This is a genomic window from Stenotrophomonas muris (genome assembly GCF_052751275.1).
The window spans coordinates 3,909,659-3,931,818 of sequence record NZ_CP199879.1; the positions used below are offsets into that span (position 1 = coordinate 3,909,659).

17 protein-coding genes are annotated in these 22,160 nt (G+C 69.4%); 16 read left to right on the forward strand and 1 reads right to left on the reverse strand.

Annotation, left to right across the window (positions count from 1 at the left end; genetic code table 11):
• The first annotated feature begins 1 nt into the window (after window position 1).
• The 14 genes from ACUVWL_RS18130 (at window position 2) to ACUVWL_RS18195 (ending at window position 15,575) form a co-directional block, all read left to right on the forward strand.
• Window positions 2–943: an LpxL/LpxP family acyltransferase gene (locus ACUVWL_RS18130; RefSeq protein ID WP_445978631.1), complete on the forward strand. Its 942-nt coding sequence runs from the start codon at window positions 2–4 to the stop codon at window positions 941–943.
• The gene (locus tag ACUVWL_RS18135; protein ID WP_032960620.1) at window positions 933–2,483 is read left to right on the forward strand and encodes an HAL/PAL/TAL family ammonia-lyase; all 1,551 of its coding nucleotides are present in this window, start codon (window positions 933–935) and stop codon (window positions 2,481–2,483) included. The genes ACUVWL_RS18130 and ACUVWL_RS18135 overlap by 11 nt, the downstream gene beginning before the upstream one ends.
• Window positions 2,470–2,901, forward strand: a complete 432-nt coding sequence (locus ACUVWL_RS18140; protein WP_032960618.1) for an acyl-CoA thioesterase — start codon at window positions 2,470–2,472, stop codon at window positions 2,899–2,901. Before ACUVWL_RS18135 ends, ACUVWL_RS18140 begins: the two co-directional genes overlap by 14 nt.
• Window positions 2,898–3,527, forward strand: a complete 630-nt coding sequence (locus ACUVWL_RS18145; protein ID WP_046433189.1) for a LolA family protein — start codon at window positions 2,898–2,900, stop codon at window positions 3,525–3,527. The genes ACUVWL_RS18140 and ACUVWL_RS18145 overlap by 4 nt, the downstream gene beginning before the upstream one ends.
• Window positions 3,520–5,874 carry an MMPL family transporter gene (locus ACUVWL_RS18150; RefSeq protein ID WP_227864177.1) on the forward strand — a complete coding sequence of 785 codons (2,355 nt, stop codon included), beginning with the start codon at window positions 3,520–3,522 and terminating at the stop codon, window positions 5,872–5,874. The genes ACUVWL_RS18145 and ACUVWL_RS18150 overlap by 8 nt, the downstream gene beginning before the upstream one ends.
• A 52-nt stretch (window positions 5,875–5,926) precedes the next feature.
• The gene (locus ACUVWL_RS18155) at window positions 5,927–7,177 is read left to right on the forward strand and encodes an NAD(P)/FAD-dependent oxidoreductase (protein WP_014648840.1); all 1,251 of its coding nucleotides are present in this window, start codon (window positions 5,927–5,929) and stop codon (window positions 7,175–7,177) included.
• Window positions 7,165–7,722 carry a DUF3261 domain-containing protein gene (locus tag ACUVWL_RS18160; protein WP_014648839.1) on the forward strand — a complete coding sequence of 186 codons (558 nt, stop codon included), beginning with the start codon at window positions 7,165–7,167 and terminating at the stop codon, window positions 7,720–7,722. Before ACUVWL_RS18155 ends, ACUVWL_RS18160 begins: the two co-directional genes overlap by 13 nt.
• Window positions 7,719–8,903, forward strand: a complete 1,185-nt coding sequence (locus ACUVWL_RS18165; protein ID WP_014648838.1) for a beta-ketoacyl-[acyl-carrier-protein] synthase family protein — start codon at window positions 7,719–7,721, stop codon at window positions 8,901–8,903. The genes ACUVWL_RS18160 and ACUVWL_RS18165 overlap by 4 nt, the downstream gene beginning before the upstream one ends.
• Complete coding sequence (locus ACUVWL_RS18170; protein ID WP_032960608.1) at window positions 8,900–9,355, forward strand: ApeP family dehydratase; 456 nt, start codon at window positions 8,900–8,902, stop codon at window positions 9,353–9,355. The genes ACUVWL_RS18165 and ACUVWL_RS18170 overlap by 4 nt, the downstream gene beginning before the upstream one ends.
• On the forward strand, window positions 9,352–10,083 hold the full coding sequence (locus ACUVWL_RS18175) for a 3-ketoacyl-ACP reductase FabG2 (RefSeq protein ID WP_032960607.1): 732 nt from the start codon (window positions 9,352–9,354) through the stop codon (window positions 10,081–10,083). The genes ACUVWL_RS18170 and ACUVWL_RS18175 overlap by 4 nt, the downstream gene beginning before the upstream one ends.
• Entirely contained in the window at window positions 10,083–11,321 is a 1,239-nt protein-coding gene (locus ACUVWL_RS18180) for a beta-ketoacyl-ACP synthase (RefSeq protein WP_014648835.1), read from the forward strand. The genes ACUVWL_RS18175 and ACUVWL_RS18180 overlap by 1 nt, the downstream gene beginning before the upstream one ends.
• Window positions 11,322–11,382: 61 nt before the next feature.
• Window positions 11,383–11,823 carry a hypothetical protein gene (locus ACUVWL_RS18185; protein ID WP_032960605.1) on the forward strand — a complete coding sequence of 147 codons (441 nt, stop codon included), beginning with the start codon at window positions 11,383–11,385 and terminating at the stop codon, window positions 11,821–11,823.
• A gap of 160 nt (window positions 11,824–11,983) precedes the next feature.
• Window positions 11,984–12,244: a YcgL domain-containing protein gene (locus ACUVWL_RS18190; RefSeq protein WP_032960603.1), complete on the forward strand. Its 261-nt coding sequence runs from the start codon at window positions 11,984–11,986 to the stop codon at window positions 12,242–12,244.
• Window positions 12,237–15,575, forward strand: coding sequence for an ankyrin repeat domain-containing protein (locus ACUVWL_RS18195; protein WP_445978632.1), 3,339 nt, complete (start codon window positions 12,237–12,239; stop codon window positions 15,573–15,575). The genes ACUVWL_RS18190 and ACUVWL_RS18195 overlap by 8 nt, the downstream gene beginning before the upstream one ends.
• A gap of 190 nt (window positions 15,576–15,765) precedes the next feature.
• Here ACUVWL_RS18195 and ACUVWL_RS18200 read toward each other — a convergent pair whose 3' ends face one another.
• A complete protein-coding gene (locus tag ACUVWL_RS18200; RefSeq protein ID WP_014648831.1) occupies window positions 15,766–17,544 on the reverse strand; it encodes a monovalent cation:proton antiporter-2 (CPA2) family protein in 1,779 nt (592 codons plus the stop codon).
• A 346-nt stretch (window positions 17,545–17,890) separates the two neighbouring features.
• On the opposite strand from ACUVWL_RS18200, the gene mgtE reads away from it, so the two are divergent.
• Both mgtE and ACUVWL_RS18210 read left to right on the forward strand, forming a co-directional pair.
• On the forward strand, window positions 17,891–19,261 hold the full coding sequence (gene mgtE / locus ACUVWL_RS18205) for a magnesium transporter (protein WP_445978633.1): 1,371 nt from the start codon (window positions 17,891–17,893) through the stop codon (window positions 19,259–19,261).
• A gap of 150 nt (window positions 19,262–19,411) precedes the next feature.
• Window positions 19,412–22,132 (forward strand): bifunctional acetate--CoA ligase family protein/GNAT family N-acetyltransferase, encoded by a 2,721-nt coding sequence (locus tag ACUVWL_RS18210; protein ID WP_414611689.1) that lies wholly within the window; start codon window positions 19,412–19,414, stop codon window positions 22,130–22,132.
• Window positions 22,133–22,160 lie beyond the last annotated feature (28 nt).

Genomic DNA, 22,160 nt, shown 5'->3' on the forward strand with positions numbered 1-22,160 from the left:
GATGGCGGCCGCGCAGGGTGCCCCGCACTGGGCCGACATCGGCGAATCGACGTCGGTGGCCGGCGTGCTGTTCCTGTGCTGGGTGCACCGCTGGTTCGGGCGCTGGCCGTTCCGCCTGTGCGTGTGGCCGGTGGTGGCCTGCCATTGGCTGGGCAACCGTATAGGGCGCCAGGCTTCGATGCAGTACCTGCAGCGGCTGCAGGCGCACAGCGGCGTGCTCGGCCGCGCGCCGACACGGCGTGACAGCCTGCGCCACTTCTTCGCCTTCGCCGATACGATGCTGGACAAGATCCTCGGCCTGGGCGGGCGCTACCCGGCCGAGCGCATCCACCTGCATCGTGACCTGGTGCTGCAGAAGATCGCGCGCCGCGAGGGCGGGCTGATCCTCACCGCGCACATCGGCTGCCTGGAGCTGTGCCAGGTGCTGGCCGAACAGGTGCCGGGGTTCCGCATCACCGTGCTGGTGCACACCGCGCATGCGCAGCGCTTCAACCGCCTGCTGCAGCGGCTGGACCCGCTGGCGGCGGTGGAACTGGTGCAGGTGACCGAAATGGGGCCGGCCACCGCGGTGACGCTGGCCGAGCGCGTGGCGGCGGGGGGCTTCGTTGCCATCGTCGGCGACCGCACGCCGGTACAGGGTGGCCGCAGCGTCACTGCCGATTTCCTGGGCCACCGCGCGCCGTTCCCGATCGGCGCCTATGTGCTCGCCGCGGCGCTGGGCTGCCCGGTCTACACCATGGCCTGCCTGCACGAGGGCGACGGCTATCGGGTGGCATTCGAACAGTTCGCCGAACGCATCGTGCTGCCGCGTGGCTCGCGCGACGCCGCGCTGGCCGAACAGGCACAGCGCTTCGCGCGCTGGCTGGAACTCCAGGTCATCCAGTCCCCGTTGGACTGGTTCAATTTCTTCCCCTTCTGGGATCAGGCTCCGCATGACGACTGACGCCGTACCCGTGTGCCGCTTTGGCGACGCACCGTTGACCATCGAAGACGTGGTTGCCCTGGCCCAGCGCCAGTGCGAGGCCGCACTGAGCGACGCGCCGGCGTTCCGCGCGCACATCCAGCGCGGTGCCGACTTCCTCGACCGCCTGCTGCGCGAGGACGGCGTGATCTACGGCGTGACCACCGGCTACGGCGACTCGTGCACGGTGAACATCCCGCCGGCGCTGGTGGCGGAACTGCCGCACCACCTGTACACCTACCACGGCTGCGGCCTGGGCCGTTACCTGGACCCGGTCGAGACCCGCGCGGTGCTGGCCGCGCGCCTGGCGTCGCTGGTGCGCGGCATGTCCGGCGTCAGTGTGCCGCTGCTGGAAGGCCTGGCCACGCTGCTGCAGCACGACGTGCTGCCGATGATCCCGGCCGAAGGCTCGGTCGGTGCCAGCGGCGACCTGACTCCGCTGTCGTACGTGGCGGCGGTGCTGTGCGGCGAGCGCGAGGTGCTGCATGACGGCCGCGTGCAGCCGGCGGCCGAAGTGCTGGCGAAGATCGGCATGACCCCGCTGAAGCTGCGGCCGAAGGAAGGCCTGGCGATCATGAACGGCACCGCGGTGATGACCGGCCTGGCCTGCCTGGCCTGGCAGCGCGCCGATTACCTGGCGCGCATGGCCACGCGCCTGACCGCGTTCAACGTGCTGGCCAGCGACGGCAACGCGCACCACTTCGACGAAACCCTGTTCGCCGCCAAGCCGCACCCGGGCCAGGGCCGCATCGCTGCGCGCCTGCGCAGCGACCTGCACAGCGAACGCCCGCCGCGCAACGAACAGCGCCTGCAGGACCGCTATTCGCTGCGCTGCGCGCCGCACGTCATCGGCGTGCTGGAAGACAGCCTGCCGTTCCTGCGCCAGCTGATCGAAACCGAACTGAACAGTGCCAACGACAACCCGCTGATCGACGCCGACGGCGAGCGCATCCTGCATGGCGGCCACTTCTACGGCGGCCACATCGCACTGGCGATGGACACCCTGAAGAACACCGTGGCCAACGTTGCCGACCTGCTCGACCGGCAGCTGGCGCTGGTGGTGGATGCCCGCTACAACCACGGCCTGCCGGCCAACCTGTCGGCGGCCACCGGCCCGCGCGCGGCCATCAACCATGGCCTGAAGGCGCTGCAGATCAGCGTGTCGGCCTGGACTGCCGAAGCGCTGAAGCAGACCATGCCGGCCAGCGTGTTCTCGCGCTCCACCGAGTGCCACAACCAGGACAAGGTCAGCATGGGCACCATCGCCGCGCGCGACTGCCTGCGCGTGATCGAGCTGACTGAACAGGTGGTGGCCGCGATGCTGATCGCCGCCCGCCAGGGCCTGGCGCTGCGCGAACGGGTTGGCCTGAACGCGCAGCTGCATGGCAGTCTGGCCGACATGTACGCCGACCTGGGGCAGCGCATCGCCCTGGTTGAAGAAGACCGCGCGCTGGATCGCGAACTGCGGGAACTGCTGGTGGAGATCCGCGCGCAACGTTGGGAGCTGTATGCCGGTGAATGAGGCCATCGAACGGGTTGGCGAAATTGCGTTGACCCCTGCCTTCCATGACTGCGATCCGATGAACGTGGTCTGGCATGGCAACTATTTCAAGTACTTCGAGATCGCGCGCTGCGCGCTGCTCGGGCGCTACGACTACGACTACCCGCAGATGCTCGAATCGGGCTACCTGTGGCCGGTGGTCGATGCGCGGGTGAAGTACGTGCGCCCGCTGCTGTTCAACCAGGCGCTGCGCGTGGTCGCGCGCATCGTGGAATGGGAGAACCGGCTGAAGATCGAGTATGAAATCCTCGATGCGCAGAGCGGCCAGGTGCTGACCCGCGCGATGACCATCCAGGTCGCGGTGGACGCGGCCAGCAAGGAAATGCTGTACCAGTGCCCGCCGGTACTGTGGGAACGCCTGGGAGTACCTGCGCCGTGAACCCCCTTGTCCGTCTTTCGAGCGTGCTGCTGTGCGCGCTGATCTTCGTTGCCGCACCGCAGGTGCAGGCGGCCGACCCCGCCATCGATGCGATCACCCAGGCGGTGGCGCGGCCGGACGTGCTGCGTGGCCAGTTCAGCCAGGAAAAGCAGGTCAGCGGCTTCAGGAACCCGCTGCGCTCGCAGGGCCAGTTCGTGGTCGCGCGCCGGCACGGCGTGATCTGGACCACGCTCAAGCCGTTCCCTTCCGAAGTGGTGGTCACCGCCGACCGCATCCTGAGCCGCCAGCGCGATGGCAGCACCCGTGTCGAGCTCGATGCACGGCAGCAGCCGGCGATGCGTTCGGTGAACGCGATCATGTTCGCGCTGATGAGTGGCGACGTGCAGGCGCTGTCCAGCCAGTTCAACGTGGCGGCCAGCCGTGAAGGGCAGGGCTGGCGGCTGCGGCTGACGCCGAAGTCGGCGATGCTGGCCAAGGCGTTCCAGTCGCTGACCCTGCAGGGTGACCGCTACGTGCGCCAGGTCGAGATCGTCGAGGCCAACAAGGACCGCACGCAGATCCAGTTCAGTGCATTGAGCGAGGCGCCGGCCACGCTCACCGCCGACGAGGCACGCCGCTTTGAGTGAGGCCGTCGCATCGAACGCACCGGAGCGGCTGCGGCGCTGGTGGCACTGGCTGGGCATCGCCTGGCTGTTGCTGCTGCTGGTACTGGGCGCGCAGCAGTGGCACCTGTGGAGCCAGCAATCGCGGATCGATACCGACATCCTCGCGCTGCTGCCGCAGGATGCGCATGACCGCCTGTTGAGCGACGTCACCCGGCGCATCGCCGACGGCAGCTCGCGGCAGGTGGTGGTGCTGCTGGGCAGCAAGGACGGCGCTGCCGCCAAGCGTGCGCAGGCGGCCTTTGCCGCGGCCATGGCCAAGGACACTGACCGAGCCCTGCTGGTGCCCAGTGGTTCGATCGAAGGCTGGTTCGATGAGGCGCGCGCGTTCTACGCGCCGTACCGCGACCGCCTGCTGACGCCGGCCCAGCGCGAGCAGCTGCAGGGCAGCGAACCGGGCGCGTTGGCCGAGCAGGCGTTGGCCGCGCTGTACGGCCCGATGGGCGCTCCGCGCCTGACCGACTGGCGGCAAGACCCGTTGTCGTTGTGGCCGCAATGGTGGCAGCAGCAGTCGCAGGGGTCGGGGTTGCGGCTGGGCGATGACGGCCTGCTCGAAGCCGAGGGCAGGCACTGGGCCGTGCTGCAGTTCGATACACCGGGTTCGGCGTTCCAGCTCGACGGTGAGCGTCATCTCGACGGCCTGCTGGAACGTGCCGGGCGGGCTGCCAGGGCGGCAGCGCCGGAGCTGGAAATCCTGCATGCCGGCGTGCCGCTGCACGCCGAGGCGGCCGCGGTGCAGGCCAACCAGGAGATCAACACGATCGGCTGGGGCTCGCTGGCCGCGGTGCTGCTGCTGGTGTGGCTGGCGTTCCGTTCGCTGCGGCCGATCCTGCTGGTCGCCGCGTCGTTGCTGATCGGTTGTGGCGTGGCGCTGGCGGTGACCGTGCTGGTGTTCGGCAAGGTGCACGTGCTCACCCTGGTGTTCGGTGCGTCGCTGGTGGGCGTGGCCGAGGATTACGGCATCCACTGGTTTGCCTCGCGCCAGGCCGAGCCGGCCGATCGCCGCTGGAAGCTGCTGCGGCACCTGTTGCCGGGCCTGTGGCTGGCCTTGCTGACCAGCGCGCTGGCCTACCTGGCCCTGGGCCTGGCCCCGTTCCCGGGCCTGCGCCAGATGGCGCTGTTCTCGGTGGTCGGCCTGGCCGCCGCGTTCCTCACGGTGATCTTCTGGTTCCCGTGGCTGGATGGCGGCGAGATCCGCCAGACCCGTTTCTCGCAGTGGCTGGGCAACACGCTGGAGCGCTTCCCGCGGTTGCATGGCCGCCGGCCGGTGACGGTGTTCGTGGTGATCACGCTGGCGCTGTCTGCCATCGGCATCGCCCGCCTGCACAGCAATGACGACCTGCGCAGCCTGCAGTCCTCACCGCCGGCACTGATGGCCCAGCAGATCCGCCTGAGCCAGCTGCTGGGCATGCCCAGCCCGGCGCAGTTCTATCTGGTGCAGGGCAGTGACGCTGCACAGCTGCTGCAGCGCGAAGAAGCACTGACCGAACGCCTGCGTGTACTGGCCAACGACAAGCGCATCGGCGGTTACCGCGCGATCAGTGACTGGCTGCCGTCGCCGGCACGCCAGCAGGCCGATGCGGCGCTGACCGCCAAGGTGGAACCGGGCGTGCTGCAGGCCGTGTCCGATGCGGTCGGAGAACCCTTGCCGCGCCCCGACTTCGCCACCACGCCGCTGACCGCGGAGGCGTTCCTGGCCTCGCCGGCGTCGCAGCCGTTCCGCCACCTGTGGGTGGGTGAGGTCGGTGGGCAGATGATCAGCGTGGTGATGGTCGATGACCTGTCGCGCGCCGATGCGCTGGCGACCCTGCGCGGGGCGGCCGAAGGCCTGCCCGGCGTGCGCTGGGTGGACCGCACCGCCGACTTCTCGCAGCTGCTGGGCCACTACCGCAAGCTGATGGGGGGGCTGCTGCTGGTCGGCATCGTGCTGGTGTTCGGCGCGCTGTGGCTGCGCTACCGCCGCCAGGCCTGGCGCGTGTTCGCGCCGACCCTGATTGCCGGTGCGTTGACCCTGGGCCTGCTGGGCCTGTTCGGCCAGCCACTGCAGCTGTTCAACGTGCTGGCACTGATGCTGCTGCTGGGCATGGGCATCGACTACGGCATCTTCCTGATCGAGCACCGCGGCGATGCCAGTGCCTGGCTGGCGGTGTGCGTGGGCGCGGCCAGCACCTGGCTGTCGTTCGGCCTGCTGGGACTGTCGCAGACCCCGGCGCTGCGCGCGTTCGGCCTGACCCTGCTGTTCGGCATCGGCCTGGTCTGGCTGATCTCGCCGCTGTTCCGGCCGCCGCCGCATGATCTGCCGCGGGCCTGAGCCTGCTTCCGACTTCCTTCTTTCCACTTGATCGAGCAACAAGGACGCACCGATGAATACTGCTGTGGATGCTGTCGAACGTACTGAAATCCTGATCATCGGTGCCGGCCCGGCCGGCTCCGTGGCTGCGGCGATGCTGCGCCAGCAGGGCCGCCAGGTGCTGATGCTGGAGCGCCAGCAGTTCCCGCGCTTCTCCATCGGCGAAAGCCTGCTGCCGCAGAGCATGGAGTACATCGAGGCCGCCGGCCTGCTGCAGGACGTGGTCGAAGCCGGCTTCCAGCACAAGAACGGCGCGGCCTTCGTGCACGGCGAAGCGCGTACCGCATTCGACTTCAGGAAGAAGTTCTCGCCGGGCTGGGGCACCACCTACCAGGTGCAGCGCGCCGACTTCGACAACGTGCTGGCGCGCGGTGCCGAGCGCATGGGGGCCACGCTGCGTTTCGGTGATGAAGTGCTGTCGGTCGAAGCCGGCGAGCAGCCGGCGGTGACGGTGCGCCGCCCGGACGGCAGCGAGTACCGCATCGAGGCCGATTTCATCCTCGACGCCTCGGGCTTCGCACGCCTGCTGCCGCGCCTGCTGCAGCTGGAATCCCCGTCCAACTTCCCGGTGCGCGGGGCGATCTTCTGCCACGTGCGCGACAACATTCCGGCCGAAGCGGACTTCGACCGCAACAAGATCCTGATCACCACCCATCCCGAGCACGTCGACGTCTGGTACTGGACAATCCCGTTCTCCAACGGCTGCTGCTCGCTGGGCGTGGTCGCCGAACCGTCGTTCTTCGAGCGCTACGAGGGCGACGACCTGCAGAAACTGCAGGCCATCGTCGGCGAGGACCCGAACCTGACCCGGCTGCTGGCCAATGCCGAATGGGCGGTGCTGCCGGTGCGCCGCATCACCGGCTACTCGGCCAATGTCAGTTCGTTGTGGGGGCCGGGCTATGCCCTGCTGGGCAATGCCGGCGAGTTCCTCGACCCGGTGTTCTCGTCCGGCGTGACCATCGCCTTCAAGTCCGCGCAGCTGGCCAGTGCATGCCTGGCGCGCCGCTATGCCGGCGAAGCCGTGGACTGGGAAGCGGAGTTCTCGGTCCCGCTGCGGGCGGGCGTGAAGACCTTCCGCCGCTTTGTCGAAAGCTGGTACGAAGGCGGTTTCCAGAAGATCATCTACCACCCGCAGCAGCAGCCCGAAGTGCGCGACATGATCAGCTCCATCCTGGCCGGTTACGCCTGGGACACCAACAACCCGTACGTGGCCGATGACAGTGGCCGCCGCATGCGCGTGCTGGAGCAGCTGTGCGGCGCCTGATCGCCCCTGCGACAGCACTGCTGCTGAGCCTGCTGCTGGTGGCCTGCGCCGGCCGCATGCCGAAGCCGTTGGTGGAACTGCCGCCGCTGCGCCTGTCGCCGGCCAGCCTGCCGGCGCCGCTGGCGTTGCAGCAGCAGTTGCATTTCCGGTTCGGCACGCATGAGCGCGACCTGGATGCACTGCTGGAAGCCGATGCGCAGCAGGTGCAGCTGGCGGTGCAGGCGATGGGCCAGACCGGCGTGCGCCTGCAGTGGGACGGCCGGCAGCTGACCCAGCAGCGCGCGCCGTGGCTGCCGCCGCAGGTGCGCGCCGAGCGCGTGCTGGATGACCTGCAGTTCGCGCTGTGGCCGACCGCAGCCATCGCGGCCGCGCTGCCAGCCGGCTGGCAGGTCCGTGACGATGGCCATCAGCGCAGCCTGTCGCGCGACGGCACGGTGTGGCTGCAGCTGCAGCGCCTGGACGATGGCAGCGTGCAGCTGGACAACCGCGCCGAAGGCTATGCGCTGCGCATCGAATCGATCGACATGGCCGGGCCGGATCGATGAGTGCACCGATCTATCTGAACGATCTGGGCGTGGTCTGCGCGCTCGGCGATGGCCGCGACGCGGTGGCTTCGGCGATGTTCGCCGGCGTGCCGGGCGGGCTCAGCGACAACGATACCCTGCTGCCGGGGCACACCCTGGCGCTGGGGCAGGTGCGTACACCGCTGCCGACGCTGGAAGAACTGCCGGCCGCCCTGCGCGGGCGCAACAACGCCCTGCTGGACGTGGCACTGGCGCAGATCGCACCGGCGGTGGCCGCCGCGATCGCCCGCCACGGCGCCGAACGCGTGGCGGTCGTGCTGGGCACCAGTACCTCGGGCATCGGTGAATCCGAGCAGGCCCTGCGCACCCATGCCGAACAGGGCCAATGGCCGCCCGGGTTCGATTACGCCCAGCAGGAAATGGGTACTGCCGCGCAGTTCGTGCGCCAGCGCAGCGGCGCTCAGGGGCCGGCGTGGACCCTGTCCACCGCCTGCTCGTCCAGTGCCAAGGCACTGATGTCGGCGGCACGCATGCTGCGGGCCGGTATCGTCGACGCCGTGATCGCAGGTGGCGCGGACTCGCTGTGCCGCTTCACCGTGGCCGGCTTCAGCGCGCTGGAATCGGTGTCGGCCCTGCGCTGCAATCCATTCTCGCAGCACCGTGCCGGCATCAACATCGGCGAGGGTGCCGCGCTGTTCCTGCTCACCCGCGAACCCGGCCCGGTATGCCTGGCCGGCTGGGGCGAATCGGCCGACGCGCACCATATGTCCGCCCCCGATCCGCAGGGCCTGGGTGCCATCGATGCCCTGCAGCAGGCGCTGCAGCGCGCCGGCTGGGCGGCCGATGAAGTGGACTACGTGAACCTGCATGGCACCGCCACCGGCCACAACGATGCGATGGAAAGCCTGGCGGTGTCGCAGGTGCTGGGCAACCAGGTGCCGGCCAGTTCGACCAAGCCGCTGACCGGCCATACGCTGGGTGCTTCAGGCGCGATCGAAGCTGCACTGTGCTGGATCGTGCTGGCCGGGAACCCGCAGCAGCAGCTGCCACCGCACTGGTGGGACGGCGTGGCAGACCCCGCGCTGCCGGCACTGCCGCTGGTCGCACCGGCCACCCGCCTGGCACAGGCACCGCGGCGGGTGCTGAGCAATTCGTTCGCCTTCGGCGGCAGCAATGCCGTGCTGGCGCTGGAGCGTCGATGAACACGCTGTACGCGATCGAAGAGGTGGTGCCGCACCGCCAGGACATGTGCCTGCTGGAGCGCATCACGCACTGGGACCAGGACACCATCGAGGCCGAACTGGTGGTGCCCGACGCGGGCCTGTTCGTCGAGGAGGGCCAGGTGCCGGCGTGGGTCGGCATCGAATACATGGCGCAGGCCATCGCGGCCTGGGCCGGTTGCCGTGCGCGTGCGGCGGGCAAGCCGCCGCAGTTGGGCTTCCTGCTTGGCAGCCGCCGCTACAGCAGCCCGCGCAGCAGCTTTCCCAGCGGATCGCGGCTGCGCGTACAGGCGCGCTGCGAGCTGTTGGGTGACAATGGATTGGGGATGTTCGCCTGCCGCATCCTGGCAGGCGAGGACGAATGGGCGACAGCCAACGTGTCGGTGTTCGAACCGGCCGATGCGATGGCCTATCTGGAGAGTGGACAGGCATGACAGGGAATCGAAGCGTGCTGGTGACCGGCGCCAGCCGGGGCATCGGCCGGGCCATCGCGCTGCGCATCGCGCGTGACGGCTTCGACGTGGTGGTGCATTGCCGCAGCCGCCTGGATGAGGCACAGGCCGTGATGGCCGAGATCCACGCGTTGGGCCAGCAGGCCCGCGTACTGATGTTCGACGTGGCTGATCGCGAGGCCGCACGCGCTGTGCTGGAGGCCGATGTCGAAGCGCACGGCGCGTACTACGGCGTGGTCTGCAACGCCGGCATCGCCCGTGACGGTGCCTTCCCGGCACTGTCAGCGGAGGATTGGGACCAGGTCATCCACACCAACCTGGACGGTTTCTACAACGTACTGCATCCGCTGATCATGCCGATGGTGCGCCGGCGCAAGCCTGGCCGCATCATCACCCTGTCGTCGGTGTCCGGACTGGCCGGCAACCGCGGGCAGGTCAATTACAGCGCCGCCAAGGCCGGCATCATCGGTGCCACCAAGGCCCTGGCGCTGGAACTGGCCAGCCGCCAGATCACCGTCAACTGCGTGGCCCCGGGCCTGATCGAGACCGAAATGCTCAACGATGAAGTGGTTGAACACGCGCTCAAGCTGATTCCCGCCGGCCGCGTCGGTCGTCCCGACGAAGTGGCGGCCACGGTGGCGTTCCTGCTGTCCGAGCCGGCCGGCTACATCACCCGCCAGGTGATCTCGGTGAACGGAGGCATGATCTGATGGCCGCCGATCGTCGCGTGGTGGTCACCGGTGCCGCCGCCATCAGTCCGCTCGGCCACGACTGGCCGACCATCGAGGCACACCTGCGCAGCTGCCGCAATGCGGTGCGTGCGATGCCCGAGTGGGATGTCTATGCCGGGCTGAACACCAAGCTGGCCGCGCCGGCACAGGATTTCGAGCTGCCGCCGAACTACAACCGCAAGACCACCCGCTCGATGGGCAAGGTCGCGATCATGTCGGTGCGCGCCACTGAGGTGGCACTGCGTGAAGCCGGCCTGCACGAGCATCCGGTGCTGCGCAGCGGCCGTACCGGCGTGGCCTACGGCTCGTCCTCGGGCAGCCACGAGGCCACCGGTGAATTCGGGCGCATGCTCAACGAGTTCACCACCGATGGCATCAGTGCCACCACCTACCTGAAGATGATGAGCCACACCGCGCCGGTCAACATCGGCGTGTTCTTCGGCCTGTCCGGGCGCGTGTACACCACCTCCAGTGCCTGCACCTCCGGCAGCCAGGGCGTGGGTGCGGCCTATGAAGCGATCCGCAGTGGCAAGCAGACGGTGATGGTGGCCGGCGGTGCCGAGCAGCTCGATGCCACCGCAGCGGCGGTGTTCGACACCCTGTTCGCCACCAGCGTGCGCAACGATGCGCCGCAGACCACCCCGCGCCCGTTCGATGCCGGCCGTGATGGCCTGGTGCTGGGCGAGGGCGCCTGCACGCTGATCCTGGAAGACCTGGAGCACGCGCAGGCGCGCGGCGCCACCATCCTTGCCGAGGTGGTCGGCTACGGCACCAACAGCGATGGCCAGCACGTCACCCAGCCCAGCGCCGACACCATGGCCCAGGCCATGCGCCTGGCGCTGGAGGATGCCGGCCTGGACGCGGCGCAGATCGACTACGTCAACGCCCACGGCACCGCCACCGACCACGGTGACATCGCCGAAACCCAGGCGACCGCGCAGGTGTTCGGCAACCGCGTGCCGATCAGCTCGCTGAAGAGCTATGTCGGCCACATGCTGGGTGCCTGTGGCGCGTTCGAGGCCTGGCTGAGCATCCAGATGATGCGCGCCGGCTGGTTCGCGCCGACCCTGAACCTGGCCGAGGTCGACCCGCGCTGTGGCCAGCTCGACTTCATCACCGGGCAGGGCCGCGAACTGCAGGCCGAGTACGTGATGAGCAACAACTTCGCCTTCGGCGGCATCAACACCTCACTGGTGTTCCGCCGCTGGAGCGAGTGATCCACCGCCCCACCGCACTGTTTCCGCCATCCACCCGCACCCCTGACAAGGAGAAGTTTCGATGCGCCGCACTCTCATGATCGCCACTGCCACCGCGCTGCTGGCCCTGACCTCCACCGCCTCTGCCCGCGATACCCGCGTCGAGCAGTCCCTGCAGGAGCTGGTCAGCTCGCAGGCTGCCAAGGACGCCGGCATCGACGGCAGCGTGCGCTTCTACCTGGCCGGCCAGCCGGTCAGCGTGCAGCAGCGCCTGGGTGAAGACGTGACCAACAAGAAGACCAACGCCGCCAACAAGAGCGATGCCGAGGCCTGCCGCTGGGTCGCGCTGTCGGCGCTGCGCGCGCTGCAGGACGGCGCCAGGTCGCGCGGCGCCAACGCCGTGGTCGACATCGTCAGCTACTACAAGAAGAACGAGTTCAAGAGCAGCACCAATTACGAGTGCTACGCCGGCACCATCCTCGCCGGTGTCGCGCTGAAGGGCACCTACGCCAAGGTCAAGTAAGCGCCCGCGTGGCGGCGGCGTTGGCTGAACGTCGCCGCCACATTGCTGAACCCCGCAGGGGAAACGCCGCCGATCGCGCCGCCATCGTCGGCTGACGGCTTTCCCCGGTGTCGGCTTTCCGACACAATCATGGCTCTTCCCGGGTTATCGTCCCGCGGACATGCACGCCTACGTCTATAAAAGCCAACTCAAGCCGGACACCTACGTCTACGTTCCCCGACGCGATGATTTCAGCGCGCTGCCCGCGCCGCTGCTCACCTCGCTGGGGACGCTCGCCTTCGTCCTGGAGGTGGCCCTGGATGTCCAGCGCCGCCTGGCCCAGGCCGATCCTGAAAAGGTCCGCAGCGAAATGAGCGAACGCGGGTTCTACCTGCAGGTACCGCCGTCGGTGGCCAGCCTGATGCCGCGACACTATGACTGACACCTCCCGTCCGCGTGCCCTGTCGATCGGCTTCGCCGTGGGTGCCATGCTGGCGTTGGGCGCCGCGGTGGGCGGTGTGCCGGGTGCCATCCTTGCCGCACTGGCGCAGCCGGCGTTCGCGCTGGGCGTGTCGTGGTGGCGTCGCAGCCGTGCGCTGCTGCCGCTGAAGGTGGTCGCACGCCAGGACCTGCCCGCACTGCTGGCGCTGTGGGCTGCCGCGCCATTGCTGCTGGCGCTGCTGCTGGCCTGGCCGCTGGCGGCCCTGCGTGACAGCGGCAGCCTGGCGGCGGTGCTGGGCCTGAGCGTGCTGGTCAGTGCCGGCCTGCTGGCGGCCTGGCGCACCTGGCCGCTGTGGAACGATGTCGAACGCCTGGATGGCAGCCTGGCCCAGCACTGGCAGGCGCTGGCCGGCCGCGACCTGACCGCCTGGCGTGGTCTTGGCGTGGCGGCGCTGGTGATCGCCTTGGCCGCACTGGTGGTGCTGCCGGCCTGGCCGGGCCTGTTGCCGGACGGCGCACGCTGGCCCGCCGCACTGGCGGTCGTGCTGCTGTCGCCGGCGCTGCACCTGCTGCTGCAGCGGGTCGCGCCCGCGCCGCTGGTGTCGCTGCGCCCCAGCCCGTTCGCCGCTGCCAGCAGCGAACAGGAACCGATGTTCCCCGCTGCGGCCGAAACCGCGCCGCTGGAGGCGATGGCGCCGCAGGAACTGACACCGGCCCTGTATGAGGCCGCGCGCCAGGGCCGCGTCGACCGTGGCCTGCAGCTGCTGCAGGCCGGTGCTGATCCGTATGCGCTGCCGGACCCGAACTGGCGTGACCAGCGCAGCCTGGCGGTGCTGGCGGCGGTGCTGCCGGACCTGCGCCTGCTGCGCGAGCTGATTGCCCGCGGCGTTGATGTGAACGCGCCGCACCGGGGCATGACCCCGCTGCTGGCCGCCACCCGTGACAGCTGGCATGGCCGCCCCGAAGCGGTGATGACCCTGCTCGCCAACGGTGCCGATTCGCGTGCCACCGACAGCGATGGCAACACCCCGCTGCACCATGCCGCACGCAGTTCCGACCCGGGCGTTGCCGCGCTGCTGCGCGATGCCGCTGCCGAAGTCGATGCGCTGAACCGCGAGGGCTGGTCGCCGCTGGCGGTGGCCTGCCAGGTCGGCAACTGGCGCCTGGCCCGCTTCCTGCTCGAGCGCGGTGCACGCAGCGAACCGGCCGACGGCACCCCGGTACTGCTGGCCGCCGCCGCCACCGAGGACGACGATCCGGCCGGCGTGCAGCTGCTGCTCAAGCACAAGGCACGCGCCGACGCGCGTGATCGCCAGCGCCGCAGCGCGCTGCACGAGGCAGCGCTGGCCGGCCACGTGGAGATCATCGGCGTGCTGCTGGGCGCCGGCGCCAACCTGGAAGCGCGCGATGCACTGGGCCGCACGCCGTGGCTGGAAGCCGCCCGTGCCGGCCGTGCCGCCGTGGTCGAGCACCTGCTGCCGCACAAGCCGGACCTGGTCGCGGTGGACGGCGAAGGCCGCAATGCGGTGCAGCTGGCAGTGATGGCCGAGGATGTCTCGCCGCTGCTGATCAAGCGCCTGGTGGAACTGGGCATCGCCGCCGACGCCACCGACCCGGTTGGCCGCCGCGCGGTGGACTATGCGGCCGAAGCGGGCCGCTGGGCGATCGTGGCCCTGCTGGACCCGTCCTATCCGCTGCCGGCAGCCGTCAGTGATGGCCTGGCCGAGCGCGGTGAAGCGGCCAGCGCCAGCGGCCTGTTGCCGGACCGTCCGCCGCTGACCCTGCTGCGCGAAGCGCTGGGCTTCGGCAACACCGATGGCATGGCCCCGCTGGCCAGGCTGTGCCAGCCGGAAGAACTGGGCGGCCTGCTGCTCGATCCGGAGCTGGCCCTGGAGCCGCGCGCGGTCGATTGGCTGCTAGCCCACGGTGCCGATCCCTATGTGCGCGACGCCTGCGCCGATACGCCGATGTTCGCGCTGCTGTCGCGCGGCATCGACGCGGTGCCGGCGCTGCAGGTCATGCTGCAGCGCGGCCTGTCGCCGGCCGGGCGCGGTGGGCTGGCACGCTTCCTGGCCGCCTGCGCACAGCACGACCAGGCCGCCCGCGGCCTGGAACAGCTGGCGCTGGAACTGCTGGAGCGTGGCGCCGATCCGTTCGCCGCTTCGCCGGCCGGTGACCCACCGCTGTCGCTGGCGGTACGCCTGGGCTGGCTGCGCCTGCAGCAGGCCCTGCTCAAGGCCGGTGTCGATCGCGAAGCGCGCGACAGCCATGGCATGACCGCACTGCATCTGGCCACCGCCCTGGCCCGCGAAGGCGCGCTGAAGCTGCTGGTGCAGCACGGTGCCTCGCCGGAAGCACGTGCCGCCGACGGTCAGACGCCACTGGGCGTGGCGCTGTCGATCGGTCGCCGTGACCTGGCCGACTGGCTGGACTGGCGGGTGTGGCCGCTGCCACGCCGTACCCTGCGCGAGGCCGATCTGCCGGCCGCTGCGATGGCAGGTGATGTGGACGCCGTGCGCCGCCTGATCGATCTGGGATTTGCCGTCGACGCGGTCGACGCACAGGGCTGCACCGCGCTGCTGCGTGCGGCCGGTGGTGGCCACCTGGCCGTGACCGACCTGCTGCTGGCGCGCGGTGCCGATCCGCAGCACGCCGCTGCAAGCGGTGCGACGCCGCTGTCGGCGGCGGTCAGCATGCGCCAGGTCGACATCGTTTCGGCCCTGCTCGATGCCGGCGCCAAGCTGGAACATCGCCTGCCGGGCGGGGTGACCGTGCTGATGCTGGCCTCGGCGCTGGGCCTGCCGGACATCGTCGCGCGCCTGCTCACTGCCGGTGCCGACGTGCATGCCGGTGACGCGCAGCAGCTGGGCCCGCTGCACTGTGCCGCGCTGTACGGTTTCAGTGCCCGCGACCGCTCGCGCCTGCTGGCCCTGCTCGACACCCTGCTGTTGGCGGGCGCCGAGCCGGACCAGGCCGCCGCCGGTTCGGTCACGCCGCTGCTGCTGCTGCTGGGCGCACGCGCCGAGCCGGGAACCGCCTGCGACGAGCAGGTGGTGATGGCGGCGGTAGAGCGCCTGCTGGATGAGGACGTCAGCCTGGACGTGCGCGATCCGCGCGGCTTCGGCCCGCTGCATCTGGCCGCCCTGCATGGACTGCCGCTGCTGGTGCAGCGCCTGTTGCGCGCCGGTGCCGATCCGGAAGTGCGCGACAGCCTCAACCGCAGCCCGCGCGAGATCGCGGTGATGCGCGGCTTCATCGACGTCGCTGGCGAGTTCGAACCGCGCGTGCCGGGCGTTTCGTCGATGGCGCGGTTCCTGCGCGACAACGGTTGAGCACCGGGATCGGAATCCGCAGTGGGTAGTGCCGGCCGCTGGCCGGCAACCTGCTGAGACCTCCGGGATACCGAGGCTGCCGGCCAGCGGCCGGCACTACCGGGTCCGCCATCGATCGGGTCGGTGCCAACCCTGCCCCCGGTGGGTGCCGATCGTGCCCCCGGTGGGTGCCGACCGTTGGTCGGCACGCCTACTTGCCGTCGCTTTCCGCGTCGGCCTCGAACAGATGCATCAGGTCGTTGCGTGCGTCGCGCGAGGTCTGGATCACCGCTGCCTCGTCGTCGTACACCAGATACTGGTCGCGCAGCAGCTGCTCATCGTGCTCGCGGAAGCGCTGCACATGGCGTTCGGCCACGTCCGGCGCCACGCCCAGCGCGGTCAGCACGCGTCCGCTCATCTCAAGGCTGGTGCCGAACACTTCGCGGAACGGCTCGGCCGACATGTCCATCAGGCGCCACGCATGCTGGCGGTTGCGTGCACGCGCCAGCACCGTCGCGTCCGGGTACAGCCGGCGCACCATGCGTACCGCGCGCAGGTTGGTCTCCGGGTCATCCACGGTGATCACGAACACATCGATGTGCTCGCCCCCCGCCGCACGCAGCATCTCCGGCCGGGTCGGATCGCCGTAGTACAGCTGGTTGCCGAAGCGGCGCAGGTCGGCAACGGTGTCCGGGTTCGCCTCCAGCGCCACGAACGGCACCTTCTGCGCGGTCAGCAGGCGCGCGATCACCTGGCCGAAGCGCCCCATGCCGGCGATCAGCACCTTGGGCCGGTTGTCCGGCGCCACCTTGTCGGCCTCGGCCGCCGCGCGTGGTGCGGCTTTTTCCTGGCCGAGCAGCTTGAGCAGCGCGATCATCAGCAGCGGCGTGATCGCCATCGACAGGCCGACGATCGCCACCAGCCGGTCGTGGTTGGCGTTGCCCAGCAGGTGCGCGCGCTGTGCCTCGTTGAATACCACGAAGGCAAACTCGCCGCCCAGCCACAGCACGCTGCCCAGCAGCAGCGATTGCCGCGAGCTGAGCCGGGCGACACGTCCAACCGCGTAGAGCAGGCTGAACTTGACCACCAGCAGGATGCCGACACCCGCGGCGATCAGCCACGGCTCGGCGGCGATGCGGTCCAGGTCGATGCCCATGCCCACTGCGATGAAGAACAAGCCCAGCAGCAGCCCCTTGAACGGTTCGATCTGCGCTTCCAGCTCATGCCGGAACTCCGAATCGGACAGCAGCACGCCGGCCAGGAACGCGCCGAGGCTGGGGCTGAGGCCGGCTTCCTGCATGAACCAGGCGGTGCCCAGCACCACCAGCAGGGCGGTGGCAGTGAATACTTCCGGGCTGCGGGTGCGCGCAATGATGCTGAACACCTTGCGCAGCACCGGTCGTCCGCACAGGATCACCACCGCCAGCGCACCCAGCGCCACGGCCGCATCTTCCCAGCGCAGGGTCTCGTTCTTCACTCCGCCCAGCAGGGGGATGGCCGCCAGCAGCGGGATCGCGATCAGGTCCTGGAACAGCAGGATGGCGAACCCGAGCCGGCCATGGTCGCTGTTGATCGCCTTGTGCTCGGACAGCAGCTGCAGGCCGACCGCGGTGGATGACAGCGCCAGCGCCACGCCGACCACCAGCGCGCTCTTCCACTGGAAGTGATCGAGCAGCAGCAGGCCGCCCAGCACCAGCCCGGACAACGCCACCTGCGCCGCGCCGGCGCCGAACACCGAGCGCCGCATCACCTTCAGGCGTGCCGGTGACAGCTCCAGGCCGATCACGAACAGCAGCATCACCACACCGATCTCGGCGGCACCGAGGATGCGGTCGGCGTCCTGCACGAAGCCCAGCCCGTCCGGGCCCAGCACCACGCCGGCCGCCAGGTAGCCCAGTACCGCGCCGAAGCCGAACTTCTTGAACACCGGCACGGCGATGACCGCCGCCAGCAGCAGCACCAGGGCCAGTTCCAGACCACCGCTATGCATGGGAATACCTGGTCATCGGGGGAGCCCGCTGTGCGTCCGTTCGGATGGGGGAGGGCGTGGCGAGCGCCACCACGACATTATGCGCGCCGGCCTGTGTATGCACGAGAACAACCGGCCGGGCGGCCACCCAGCGCGGGGCGCCCAGGTTGACCTGCATGGCCCACGGGTCCAGACTGCCCGCCGCTGGCGGCGCGTCCGTTGGCATACGCATCCCGGAGTCCCCAACCCATGTCCAGCGACAGTAGAAGTCGACCTCGTTCGACGCCAGCGATGGCCACCGCCTGATACCGGGACGGTTTGCCTGCGTTGGCGTTGCGCGAGGTCGCATCCCCACAAGGCAAAACCGATGAACCAGAAGCAATTGCTGCGCCCGGTGGCCGATGCCGCCGCACTGGCCGCACCGCTGGCGAACTACAACACCGCCGACGCGGTGGAATTCCTCAACACGCTGGACCTGACCCGCGCCGCGGAAACGCTGGCTGCGCTGCCGTTGCCGCGTGCAGTGAAGATGCTCGAAGCGCCGGAGCTGCACCGCAGCGGTGAGCTGGTGGCCGCACTGCCACCCGCGCGGGCTGCGGCGCTGCTGGGCCTGATGGCCGACGACCGCGCCACCGACATCGTCCACGAGCTGGATGAGGAAGAGCGCGCGCGGTTGATCCCGCTGCTGGGCGCCGACGCCCGCCAGGTCATCCAGAAGCTGCTCAGCTACCCGCCGAACACCGCCGGCGCACTGATGACCACCGAGTACGTGGCGGTGCCCGCCAGCTGGACCGTGGCGCAGACCCTGCAGCACATCCGCCAGGTCGAGCGCACCCGCGAGACGGTGTACGCGATCTACGTGCTGGAGCCGGCCAGCCAGCAGCTGCAGCAGGTGGTGACCATGCGCCGGCTGATCACCGGCCTGCCCGAGGAATCGATCCTGGACGTGGCTCAGGTCAATCCGCCGGTAACAGTGGATGCGCTGATGGACCAGGAAGAGGTGGCACGGCTGATCCGCCGCCACGACCTGCTGGCGATTCCGGTGGTCGACGCGCAGCAGCAGATGCTCGGCATCGTCACCGTGGACGACGTGCTCGATGCGCTGATCGAGGAATCCACCGAGGACGCGCACAAGTTCGGCGGCATGGAAGCGCTGGACAAGCCGTACATGCAGATCGGCTTCTTCGAGATGCTGCGCAAGCGCGCCGGCTGGCTGAGCGTGCTGTTCCTGGGCGAGATGCTGACGGCCAGCGCGATGCAGCACTACGAGGACGAACTGGCGCGCGCGGTGGTGCTGACCCTGTTCATCCCATTGATCATGAGTTCGGGTGGCAATTCCGGCTCGCAGGCCACCTCGCTGCTGATCCGCAGCCTGGCACTGCGCGAACTGCGCCTGCGCGACTGGTGGAAGGTGGCCCTGCGCGAAGTGCCGACCGGCATGGTGCTGGGCGCCATCCTCGGCTGCCTGGCCATCGTGCGCATCGTGATCTGGCAGCTGGGCGGCCTGCACGACTACGGCGAGCACTGGATCCTGCTGGCGATCACCATCGGCGCCGCGCTGGTGGGCATCGTCACCTTCGGTTCGCTGTCCGGCTCGATGCTGCCCTTCATCCTGAAGCGGCTCGGCTTCGACCCGGCCAGCGCCTCGGCCCCGTTCGTGGCCACCCTGGTGGATGTGACCGGCCTGGTGATCTACTTCAGCATCGCCGCGATGATCCTGCACGGCACGCTGCTGTAACAAAACGTGCACGCCGGGGTCGGATCCCTTCGCGCAGCGAAGGGCTCTGACCCCGGATATCCGCAGCAGGGGATCAGAGCCCTTTCCTGCGAAAAGGGATCCGACCCCGCCTCCGACCCCATCGCCACGGAATTTGGGTACCGTAGGCGCATGAGTACCTACCACCTGCAGTCCGTGTTCCGTCCGCAGTCGCTCGCGGTGATCGGCGGCAGCCCGCGCGAGCGTTCGGCCGGGCGCGCGGTGATGCGCAACCTGCGTGGCACCGGCTTCCCCGGCAAGGTGGCGTGGATCAATCCGCGGCATGCCGAGATCGATGGCATCCGCACGGTCAAGCGGCTGAAGGACCTGGACTGGGTGCCCGACCTGGTGGTGATCACCGCACCAGCGGCGATCGTGCCGCAGGTGGTGCGCACTGCCGCCGAACGTGGCGTGCAGGCGGCGATCATCCTCACCGCGCACCTGGGCGAAGGCCCCGGTTCGTTGTCTGCACAGGTAGAGGCGGTGGCGCGCAAGCATGGCCTGCGCATCCTCGGGCCGCATTGCCTGGGCGTGATCGCGCCGCACGCGCGGCTCAATGCCAGCATCGCCGCACATTTTCCGCAGGCCGGCGACCTCGCGCTGATCTCCGAATCCTCGGCCATTGCCGCCGCGCTGGTGGAATGGGGCGTGGCGCGCTCGGTCGGGTTCTCCGCCGTGGTCTCGCTGGGCGATACGATGGACGTCGACTTCGGCGACCTGCTCGACTACTTCGCCACCGACTACCGTACCCGCGCCATCCTGCTCTACGTCGAGCAGATCAAGGACGCGCGCAAGTTCATGTCGGCCGCGCGCGCCGCCGCCCGCGCCAAGCCGGTGGTGGTGGTGAAGTCCGGCCGCGCCGAGCGCGTGCAGCCGGGCAGCCGCGATACCCATGTGCAGGCCCTGGCCCGCGCCGATGATGTGTACGGTGCGGCCTTCAACCGCGCCGGCCTGCTGCGCGTCGGTGCGCTGGACGAGCTGTTCACCGCCGCCGAATCACTGGGGCGGCTGGGCACCTTCCCTGGCCGCCGCCTGGCCATTCTCAGCAATGGTGGCGGCGTCGGCCGCCTTGCCGTGGACCAGCTGATCGCGCTGCGTGGCACGCTGGCCACCCTGTCCGACAGCACGGTGCAGAAGCTCGATGCGGTATTGCCACAGGGCTGGTCGCGCAGCAATCCGGTCGACATCGTGGTCGACGCCGATGGTGACCGCTATGCCGCGGCCATCGAAGCGCTGCTGGCCGACAACGAGAATGACGCGGTGATGGTGGTCAACGTGCCGACCGCATTCACCTCATCGGCGGACGCCGCGCAGGCACTCACCCGCACGCTCGGCCTGCGCCCGCGCCACCACCGCGACAAGCCGGTGTTCGCGGTGTGGCTGGGCAACGACGACCAGGCCACCGCCACGCTCAACGCGGCGCGGGTGCCGACCTATCCGACCGAGGCCGAAGCCGTACGTGGCTTCCAGCATCTGGTGCGCTACCGCGAAGCGCAGAACGCGTTGATGGAAACGCCGCCCAGCCTGCCGCAGGACTTCAGCGTCGACACGGCCGCCGCGCGCGCACTGGTCGATGCCGCGCTGGCCAACGGCCAGCAGTGGCTGGACCCGCTGGCTACGCATGAACTGCTCAAGGCCTACGGCATTCCCTCCGCGCCGGTGATGCATGCGCGTGATGCGCACGAGGCGATGGACCTGGCGCAGCCGCTGCTGGAACGCGGTGCCACGGTCGCGCTGAAGATTCTCTCGCCGGATATTCCGCACAAGTCGGAAGTGGATGGTGTGCGCCTGAACCTGTCCACGCTGCCGGCGGTGCAGAGCGCGGCCAACGCGATCCTGTCGCGCGCACGCCAGCTGCGGCCGGATGCGCGTATCGACGGCCTGCTGGTGCAGCCGACCATCGTGCGTCCGAAGGCGCGCGAGTTGATTGTCGGCATCGCCGATGATGCGACGTTCGGCCCGGTGATCGTGGTCGGTCGCGGCGGCACTGCCGTCGAAGTGATCAACGACAAGGCGCTGGCGCTGCCGCCGCTGGACCTGCGCCTGGCCCACGAGCTGATTGGCCAGACCCGCGCCTCGCGCATCCTCAAGGCCTACGGTGACGTGCCGGCGGCTGACGAGCGCGCACTGGCGCTGGCGCTGGTGAAGCTGGCACAACTGGCCGCCGACATTCCCGAAGTGCGTACGCTGGACATCAACCCGTTGCTGGTCGACGGCAAGGGCATCCTCGCCCTCGACGCCCGCGTGGCGGTGGCGCCGTCGCGCATCCTGCACAAGGGCCGCGGCCATCCACGTTTCTCGGTGTTCCCGTACCCGAAGGAGTGGGAGCGCACCATCGAACTGTCCGATGGCGGCCGTGCCTTCGTGCGCCCGGTGCGGCCGGAGGACGACGCGCTGTTCCGTGCGTTCTTCGCCCGCGTCAGCGACGAGGACCTGCGCCTGCGCTTCTTCCAGTCGGTGAAGCACTTCAGCCACGAGTTCATCGCGCGCCTGACCCAGCTCGACTACGCGCGCTCGATTGCGCTGGTGGCGATCGAACCGCGCAGCGGCGAGATGCTGGGCGCGGTGCGCCTGCACGCCGATGCCGATTACCACCGTGGCGAGTACGGCATCCTGATCCGCTCGGACCTGAAGGGCCACGGCATCGGCTGGCGGCTGATGGCGATCATGATCGAGTACGCCAAGTGGCTGGGCCTGGACGTGGTCGAAGGCCAGGTGCTGCGCGAGAACAGCACCATGCTGGCGATGTGCCAGAGCCTGGGCTTCAAGACGAAGCTGGACCCGGACGACCCGACGGTGATGATGGTGACCCTGCCGGTGCAGCAGGTCGAGGTGCCCGACGTGCCATTGTAGAGCCGAGCCCACGCTCGGCTGCCTTGCA